The organism is Streptomyces sp. HSW2009, from assembly GCF_040240285.1.
Classification (GTDB): domain Bacteria; phylum Actinomycetota; class Actinomycetes; order Streptomycetales; family Streptomycetaceae; genus Streptomyces.
In genome coordinates, this window is sequence record NZ_JBEHZD010000341.1 from 1 (window position 1) to 8,791 (window position 8,791).

General features: G+C 75.5%; 6 protein-coding genes and 1 pseudogene. 2 read left to right on the top strand and 5 right to left on the bottom strand.

Going from position 1 to position 8,791, the window contains the following annotated elements; translation table 11 throughout:
• Positions 1-43: 43 nt before the first annotated feature.
• The 3 genes from AAHZ94_RS22595 to AAHZ94_RS22605 all read right to left on the bottom strand — a co-directional run bounded on the left by AAHZ94_RS22595 (position 44) and on the right by AAHZ94_RS22605 (position 4,552).
• Entirely contained in the window at positions 44-1,162 is a 1,119-nt protein-coding gene (locus AAHZ94_RS22595) for a serine/threonine-protein kinase (protein ID WP_349994808.1), read from the bottom strand.
• Between the two features lie 338 nt (positions 1,163-1,500).
• Positions 1,501-3,672, bottom strand: coding sequence for a serine/threonine-protein kinase (locus AAHZ94_RS22600; RefSeq protein WP_349994809.1), 2,172 nt, complete (start codon positions 3,670-3,672; stop codon positions 1,501-1,503).
• Positions 3,673-3,676: 4 nt separating this feature from the next.
• Positions 3,677-4,552: a protein kinase family protein gene (locus AAHZ94_RS22605; protein ID WP_349994810.1), complete on the bottom strand. Its 876-nt coding sequence runs from the start codon at positions 4,550-4,552 to the stop codon at positions 3,677-3,679.
• 843 nt (positions 4,553-5,395) lie between these two features.
• On the opposite strand from AAHZ94_RS22605, the gene AAHZ94_RS22610 reads away from it, so the two are divergent.
• Positions 5,396-6,295: an eCIS core domain-containing protein gene (locus AAHZ94_RS22610; protein WP_349994811.1), complete on the top strand. Its 900-nt coding sequence runs from the start codon at positions 5,396-5,398 to the stop codon at positions 6,293-6,295.
• 377 nt (positions 6,296-6,672) lie between these two features.
• On the opposite strand, the gene AAHZ94_RS22615 is transcribed toward AAHZ94_RS22610, so the two are convergent.
• Together AAHZ94_RS22615 and AAHZ94_RS22620 are read right to left on the bottom strand one after the other, a co-directional pair.
• Complete coding sequence (locus AAHZ94_RS22615; RefSeq protein ID WP_349994812.1) at positions 6,673-6,972, bottom strand: hypothetical protein; 300 nt, start codon at positions 6,970-6,972, stop codon at positions 6,673-6,675.
• Entirely contained in the window at positions 6,914-8,245 is a 1,332-nt protein-coding gene (locus AAHZ94_RS22620; RefSeq protein ID WP_349994813.1) for a COG1470 family protein, read from the bottom strand. The genes AAHZ94_RS22615 and AAHZ94_RS22620 overlap by 59 nt, the downstream gene beginning before the upstream one ends.
• 223 nt (positions 8,246-8,468) lie before the next feature.
• On the opposite strand from AAHZ94_RS22620, the pseudogene AAHZ94_RS22625 reads away from it, so the two are divergent.
• A pseudogene (locus AAHZ94_RS22625) lies at positions 8,469-8,791 on the top strand (DNA-binding response regulator); the annotation flags it as partial.

The following is an 8,791-nucleotide window of genomic DNA, read 5'->3' on the forward strand; positions in this document are numbered from 1 at the left end:
CCCCCCGCTGGCCGGCCCCGCCGGGGGGGGTGACCTGCTTCCATCACGGGCGGGGGGGGGGGGGCGGGGGCGGGGCCGGGGGGGGGGGCGGGGGGGGGGGGGGGTCGGCCGCCCCGTCACGGCCGGGCCGGTCGCCGGTGAGCCACCAGGCGGTGCCGCCCGCCCCGGCCGCCAGCAGGGTGCCGGCGGCGAGCGTGCCCAGCAGGCGCCTGCGGGACGCGGCGGAGGCAGCCGGGGGCGCGGGCGGCCGGACCGGCGGCGGTCCCGCAGCACCCGGGTCGTCGACCAGGCGCCGGGCCGCCGCCTCGTGGCCGCGGATGTCGTCGGCCAACGGTCCGGCGCACCAAGGGAGTTCGACGCCGTGGTGCGGGTCGGCCGCGGTCTGGATCTGGTGGGGCAGCGGCCGGTCGGCCGGGGCCTTGGCCAGGCAGGGCCGGATGAGGTCGCGCAGCGGCGCCGGCACCGCGTCCAGGTCGGGTTCGCCGTGCACCACCTCGTACAGCACGCCCGCCGCCGTACCGCCCGGGTAGGCCGGACGGCCGGCCGCGGTGAAGGCGAGCACGGCGCCGAGCGCGAACACATCGGCGGCCGGTCCGGTGCGCCGGCCCAGGACCTGTTCGGGGGCGCCGTAGCCGGGGGTGGCCGGGATCTGTCCGGTGTGGGTGAGGGTCAGGCCGTGCTCGGGGCGGGCGATGCCGAAGTCGATGATGCGCGGGCCGTGCGAGGTGAGGATGACATTGCCCGGCTTCAGGTCGCGGTGGACCAACCCCGCGCGGTGGATGTCGCCGACGGTGCGGGCCAGGGAGTGCGCCACCTGGCGCCACGGCGCCTCGCCGAACGGCCCGTACCTGCGCACTGCTTCGGTGAGGGTGGGTCCCGCCAGGTACTCGGTGGCGATCCACGGCCGGCCCGACTCCACGTCGGCTGCCCGCACCCGGGCCACCCCGTCGCTGGTGACCGCGCGGGCGGTCAGCGCCTCGCGCACGAAGCGCCGTGCGAGGTCGCCCTCCCCCACAAGTTCGGGCAGCAGCATCTTCACCGCGGCGACCCGTCCCTGCGCGTCGTGCCCCAGGTACACCCGCCCCATGCCTCCCGTGCCGAGCACTCCGACGACGCGGTAGGGGCCGAGGCGCAGCGGGTCGTGGGGGCCGAGCGGTTTCACGCGGTCTCCTTCGCGGTGGGTGGGTGGGTGGGTTGGTTGCGGTGGGTGGGTTGCTGGCTGGCGCGGGGTGGCTCGGGTGGGTGGCTGCGGTAGGTGGGTTGGCCGGTTGGTGCGCGGTGGCTGGGTGGCTCGGGTGGGTGCCCGGGTGGGTGGCTCGGGGTGGGTGGGTGGCTGCGGTAGGTGGGTTGGCCGGTTGGTGCGCGGTGGCTGGGTGGCTCGGGGTGGGTGGGGGTCCGTTGCGGGGTTCGGGCGGTGACTGAGGAAGTGGCCGGGGTGGGCTGCCCGTACGGCACGTGGTCGGGCGACGGGGTGGCCGAGCGGCCGGGGGCGGGTGGGGTTCAGAGCAGTGGGAGGGCGAACGTCTCGTGCTGTTCGCGGAGGTAGAGCCGGCCGCGGGCGGGGTCGGCGGTGAGTAGCGTCGCATCGGTCTCGTAGGTCCACACCGCCCGGTGCGTGCGCCGGTCGACCGCGCGCAGCCCCCGGTCATCGAGGCCGTAGAGGTACTTGGCGCCGACCACGGGCGGCGCCTCACGGTTCAGGTGCCGGCCCGTCAGCCCCTCCTCGATCCAGTTGAGGCTGCCGGTGAGGGCGTCGACGGCGACGAGCCCACGATCGCCCTCGGTGCAGTAGATGACGCCTTCGTGCACGGTCGGCACCCCGTACCTACGGGTCTGGCCCGCGTTGTCGCCGACGTCGCGCAGGTCGCCGAACCGCCAGCGCCGATCGCCTTCGGTGATGCGCCACGCGTCGATGACCGTGTCGCTGAAGTACACGTGGCGCGTGTCGTGCACGGGCTCGGTGGGCGGCTGGCCTTCGTAGTCCTCGGTGCGCGACCACTCCTGCCGGCCGTCGGCGACGGCGTGTACGGCGAAGTCGGCGGCGCCCTCGTAGGCCGCCGGGCGGTGGAGCAACAGGTGCTCGCCGCTGACGGTGGCGCCGAGCACGGGCCTGACGTCCGGGGCCGGCGGCGCGGGCAGCGGCCGGCGCCAGTGCTCGCGGCGGCTGCGCAGGTCGACGGCGAGCAGGTACCAGCGGTTGCCCGCCGCGGTGCGGGCCGCCAGGTAGGCGCGGTTGCCCGCCACGCACAGGAGTTGGTTGCGCGCCTCGCGGCCGTCCAGGTCGGCCCGCTCCAGCAGCGGTTTGCCCAGCTCACCACGGGTGGGATCGACCTCGGCCAGTACCAGCGCGGCGCCCTCGTCCACCTCGCGCAGCGCGTAGACGACCGTGCCGTCGGTGGCCCAGCGCCAGGCTTCGGAGACGTTCGACTGCCAGGTGCCCTCGCCGCTCTCGGGGTTGACGCCGGCCAGGACGATGCCCGCCGGCATCACCAGGCCCCGCCGGGTGGGCACGATGTCGCCCTCGGCGTCGGGGCGCCGGCCGGTGAACGTCCACAGCCGGTCGGGGGGCCGTTGCCGAGTGACGGTACGGGTACGGGTCGGGCGCGCGGCGGGCGTCCGGTCCCGCTCGCCGCGCCAGGCCCAGGCCGCGCCGCCGGCCAGTGCGGCGCCGACGACGGTGCCCGCGCCGGCTGCGAGCAGCAAGCGCCGGGTGGGACCTGGGGCGGCGACGACCGGCGCGGGGGGTGGTGGCAGATCGGCGGGTGGGGGTGGCAACCGGGGTGGCGGTGGCTGCCACAGGGTGTCGGCGCGCCGTGCGATCTCGCGCAGTACGGCCGGCGGCAGTGCGTCGGCCAGCAGGGCCGCGCCGTCGTCCGCCGCGAGTTCGGCGGCCAGCTCCGTGGTGCTGGGCCGGTCGGCCGGGTCCTTGGCCAGGCAGCGGGCGAGCAGCGGGGCCAGGCTCGGCGGTACGGCGCCGAGGTCGGGGGCGGCGTGGCGGATGCGGTAGTGGAGTTCGTCGGGTCGGCCGGTGCCGAACGGGGGGCGCCCCGATGCGGCGAAGGTCAGCACCCCGGCCAGGGCGAACACATCGCCGGCCGCCGTGTGTTCCCACCCTGCGGCCTGTTCGGGGGACTGGTACGTGGGAGTGCCGAGGGTGTGGCCGAGGCCGGTGAGCGGCTGGTCGCCGAGCGCACGGGCGATGCCGAAGTCAATGAGCTTGGGGCCCGTCGCGGTCACGATGACGTTGGCCGGCTTGAGGTCGCGGTGCACCGCCTCGCAGCGGTGGAGTTGGCCGAGCCCGTCGGCGAGCGCGGCACCCACCTGGCGCACCGCGCGCTCGGGCAGCGCCCCGCAGAGCCGTACCGCGACGTCGAGCTGCGGCCCGATCACGTACTCCATCGCCAGCCAGGGCTGCGGGGCGACCGGGTCGGCGTCGTAGACGGTGGCGGCGTGCGGGCCCTGGGTGACGCGCGCCGCGTCCGACTCCAACCGGAAGCGGCTGCGCGCCGCCGGCTGGGTGGCGAGGTGCGGGTGCAGCGTCTTGACGGCCGCGGTGCGCCCGCCGGCCGTCCTGGCCAGGTAGACGGTGCCCATGCCGCCGGCGCCGATGCGGGCCAGCAGGCGGTAGGCGCCGAGGGTGTGCGGGTCGTCGTGGGCGAGAGGGGAGAGCATCGCGTCAGGGCACCTCGGTGGGAAGCCGGGCAGCGAGGGTGTGTGCCGCCTGTGCGGACAGGGCCGCGCCGCCGCGGCCGGGAAGGGGAGTGGGCTCGGTACCCAGGGTGAGGGTCCCGTAGCCGGCCGATGGCATCAACTCGCCGACTAGCTGGGCGGGTTGGGGCCTTGCTTCGGGATCGCGGGCGAGGCAGGACGTGATCGGCGCGCGTAACCCGGCGGGGATCTCGGCGCGCTCGGGCACGGCGTGCCCGGTGGCCGCGTACGCCAGGACGGCGCCGAGCGCGTACACGTCGCCCGGCTGCTCGATCGGGCCGCCGGCGAGTTGTTCCGGCGCCAGGCACTCCTGGTCGACACCGGGCAACCCGGCTCGCGGCGCCCCGTCGGGGGCCGTGGCGCGCACCGCCCCGAAGCAGCCGAGCACCGGCCCGTACGCGGTGAGCAGGACCGCTCCGGGGCTGAGCCCCGCGTGGGACAGGCCGGTGGCGTGCGTGGACGCCAACGCCTCGGCGAGGGTGGCGCCGATCATCCGTACCGTTTCCTCGGGCAGCGGGCCCTCCTGTGCGGCGAGTGCCGCGGTCAGTGGGACGGCCGGCCGGTAGGGCGTGGCGTGCCACGGGAACGCGGTGGTGCCGCCGACCTCCCGCACCGGCCACAGCCCCGGCTGGGCCAGTTCACCGGCCTGCCGCGCCTCGGCCGCCCAACGCACCGGGTCCACCCCGGCCGCCGGCAGGCTCACCCAGACGGAGCGCGCACCGTCCGCGCTGCGCGCCAGGTAGCGACGCTCGGGCGGCGTGCGGGACCCGTACGCCGCGTCGAGGCGGGCCAGCGTGACGTACTCCCCGATGCGTGGTGGATCATCAGCCCTCGAGCCTTCCAAGTCTTGCCCCCTCAGCCGGCGTTGGCAGGCGAGCCTACTGGGGTGGGGGCGGGAGTGGGGTGGGGGATGGGTGTGGGTCGCCCCCCGTGGGGGGCCGCGGCGCGGGCCGGTGGAGGGCTGCGGGCTGCGGGCTGCGGCGGACCCGCCGAGTAGGGTGGGTTTGGCCGACGGGGTGTGTGGCTTGGCTTTGTGTCGGACTCGGCTTTGCGTATGGCCGGCCTTGTATGTGGGCCGGCTTCGTGACCTGGCCGGCTGGCAGTCAGCTCGGCTCAGTGGTCCTTGCCCGGGCAAGGTTGGTCCGAGGTACGGATTGCCGGCGACCAGCGTGAACGGGTGGTCCCTGCGGCTGCGGGGCGGTCCGGCCGGGTGGCTGTCGGTCGTTTGAAGGGGGTGCGGTCCCCGCACGTGCGGGGGTGGTCCGATCCACGGCTTGCCCGCGACCAGCGTGAAGGTGTGGTCCCCGCGCAGGCGGGGGTGGCCGGCCCAAGCGGGGTGGCCTGCCTTGGATCGCCGCATCGCGCCGCGGGATTCCTTCTCCGTACGGGGCCCGTACGGGGTGGTTCGGGCGCAGTCCAGCACGTCGGCAACCCGCCCGAGCAACCCCCGCCCGTACGCCGCCCGGCCGGCCCCGCCTCTCCCTCGCGCCACACTCCCCCCCCGTCCGTACGCGTACGGCCCACCCCCCGGGCCCCACGGCCCGCAGCGCCCCGCACCATCTGCTGCCCGATCGGGCAAGGAGGGCTGCCCCGGTCCCGCAGCGGTGAGGCTGGACGGGGCGCGGGCGGGGCGCTCAGCCTGGAGGGGCAGGCAGACGGGGGCGGAAACGTCGCGAGGGAGTCGACGATGCAGGAGCACGACCACGACAGCGGCCCCGAGCACCAGCACCAGCACCAGCACCAGCACGAACACGGTGCGGCTGCCGTGCGGCAGCCGGGTGCCGAGGCCCAGGAGCGGGCCCGTACCCCGCACGTGCTGCGGGCCGCGGTCGCCGGCCGTACCGATGTCGTCGGCCGCTCGGGCATGGCGACGTTGCAGCGCGCCGTCGGCAACAGCGCCGTGCGCGCCCTGGTGCAGCGTGCGCGGCGCGAGGAGGCCGGTGACCAGGCCGATGCCGCCGGTTCCGCGGCACAGCCGCGGTCCTCCGTGCACGACGTGCTGTCTTCGGGCGGTGGCCGCTCGCTCGATGCCGATACCCGTACGGACATGGAGGCCAGGATCGGCGCTGACTTCTCGGACGTGCGGGTGCACACCGACGACGCGGCGCACGCCTCCGCGCAGGAGGTCGGGGCCCATGCGTACACCGTCGGCAACAACGTCGTCTTCCAGCGCGACGCCTACGACCCGTCGTCCCAGCAGGGGCGGACCATGCTGGCCCACGAGCTGACCCATGTGGTCCAGCAGCGTTCGGGGCCCGTCGACGGGACCGACGCGCCGGGGGGCATCCGGGTGAGCGATCCGCAGGACCGGTTCGAGCAGGAGGCCGTCGCCAACGCCGAGCGGGTGATGGCCCAGCCGCCGGCGGCTCCGACGGCCGACACCGGGCCGACTCCCGCACCTGCCACCACGGCCGGGCCTGCCGTGCAACGCGCGCTCGCCCCGACCGTGCAGCGCGCCGACGACGAGGGCGAGGACGAGGAACCCGCCGATGTGCAGGGCGCGTTCGTCCAGCGGGCCGCGGCGAAGCCGGAGGACTTGGAGAAGCAGGAGGAACAGGAAGGGCAGGAGGAGACTCCGGGCGGGTGAGCCCGGGGTGGGTGGGTCTTGGCTAGGTGGGTCCGGGCTCGATGGGCCCGGGCCGGGATGGCGCGGTCCGCGTGGACGCGGGTCGTCCGCCGCGTTGGTGTGCGGCCCTGGCGCCGGCTCACCACCGGGGCTCCCGCCGGCCGCATCAGGTGGCCGCGCTGCTGCTGGGGCGGCCCGGCCGTGTGCCGCCACCCCAGGGGTGCCGCCGCACCATGGGTACTGCCCCGGGCCAGCTCAGCCACCCGGCCGGGCCCCACCGGACCCGCGGGGCCGCTCCCACCCAGTCAGCCACCGGCCGAGCGCCGCCGTCCCGCGGGGGAAGCGCCACTCCCACCCAATCCCCCCCCCACCCGCACGCCCCGACCCCACTCCCCCGCTCAGTTCCGTGCCGGGGCGTCCGCGCTCAGCAGTCCGCCCAGGAACAGCGATTCCACGCACTGGGTGGGGCGCGGCGCCTTCACCGGCTTGCCCACCTCGCGGCAGCTCACCGAAATGGTGACCTTGCTCTTCGCCGGCACCTGGATGGGGGTGACGAAGTGGTAGTCGGAGTCCCGGAAGTTCTCCAGCGCCAGGTTGAGGAGTTGCCCGTCCTGGCTGGAGACGGTCAGCGTGCCGGCGTCACCCTGCGGGTTCTGCACCACGATGTCGGTCAGCGCGAAGGTCTTGCCCGCGGGCACCGTGTACGCGTCGCGGGTCGTGGAGGACCCGCCGACGGCGTCCTGCACCTGCACCCGGGCGCTCTTCGGCGCGGCCGGGCCGCCCGGCTCCCCGGGCTTCGCCCCCGCGGTGGCCGCCCCCCCCCCCCCCCCCCCGCCCCCCCGGGGGCCCCCCCCCCCCCCCCCCCCCCCCGGGGGGGCGGGGGGGGGGGGCGGCCCCGCCCGGCTCCCCGGGCTTCGCACCGGCGTTGCCGGCCGACCCACCCTGCCCGCTGCCGCCGTTGCGACCGCCCCCCTGCCCCGCGCCTCCGGTGGCGCCGGCGTTGGCCGCGCCCCCGTCGGCGCCGCCGCCGGACGCACCACCGTTCGCGCCGCTGCCGTTCGCGCCGGAGCCCCCCGCGGTGTCGCCGTTCTGCCCGGATTGGTTGTTTCCCGCGCTCCCCGCGCCCGGCCCGTTCTTCCCGTCGTCGTCCTTGATGGCCGACTCGACGGCCTCGGGCGTGATGGCCTCGCGGGCCGCGGACCGCACCGTGGGCCGCAGCAGCGCGTACCACAGCCCGGCCAGCACACCCACCAGCAGCACCGCGACCATCACCGCGCGGGGCAGCCAGTGCGGCAGGATCGGTTGCTGCTCGTACGAGCCGTCCACCAGCACCGGTTCGCGCGGCGGTGCCGCTCCGGCACCGGACGCGTCCCGCGGCGTGGCCACCACCTGGAACGGGTGGGTGATCGGCGCGCCGCGCCAGAGCCGGTTCGTCGGGCGCACCGCGAGGTGGGCGAACTTCGCCTCGCCCGGCGGGACGGTCACATCGCCCGGCTCGGCGGTCACCTTGGCCCGCTCCGCGCCCTCCTGCACGGTCAGCCCGATGGCCAGCCGCGTGTTGCCCAGGTTGTCGATGGCCAGCTTGTGCCGGCCGCGCCAGGCGCTGCGCGAGGAGCGGGGCACGAGTTCGGCGGTGACCTCGGCGAACGGCAGGACGGTGATGGTCCGTTCGGGCACCTGGGTGTGCTCGGTGTCATGGGTGGGGATCACCCGCAGACCGAGCGGCGTGGGCCCGGCGGCGATCCTGGCGGTCCGCGGCGGGCGCAGCTTCAGCGTCGCGGTGCCCGAAGCACCGGGGTAGAGAGACAGCGCCGCGGGTTCTACTGTGACCCAGGCGGCGCAGGGCCCGACCACCTCAAATCGGTACTCCTCCACGGTGGTTCCCGCATTGCGCACCTGTACGGAGAGGTCTGCCTCGCCACCAGGCTGCACCGATACGGGCGAGTCGTCCAAGCTGGCCGAAACACTCATGCCCGGAAGGTACGGCGCACCGCACGGGACGGGAGTGGCCGCGCAGGAACACTTTCGGGCAGAACCGGGTTCGCTCTGAGCCATCGCGCGCTTCCCGGGGTGCGGGACGGAGCATGTCCGGGAAGGGGCGCCACAGCCGAGGGGCCCTACGGAAAGCGACCTGAGTGATGGCGCGGTTCCATTTGTGTCAGGTCCATGGCAGATATGGGGGCGATGGAACGGTATGCAATCAACGACGACGGAACGCATCCTGGTAGATCTGCGAGCGCAGGACCCCGTCTCGCAGGCGGGTGTGGCAAGTCAACTTCGCGCCAGACCCGAGGTGCGCGTCATCGATCCGAACACGACGGAGGACGCGCAGGTGGCAATCGTGGTCGTGGACCTCATCGACGACGAGGTCCTGGGCCAACTCCGGCAGATCCAACGGGCCGGCACCGGGCGCGGCGTGCTGATCACCACGCACATCGACGAGCAGCAGCTCGTGAGTGCGGCGGAGTGCGGTTTCATCGGGGTGATCCGGCGTACGGAGGCGACGCCGGAGCGGTT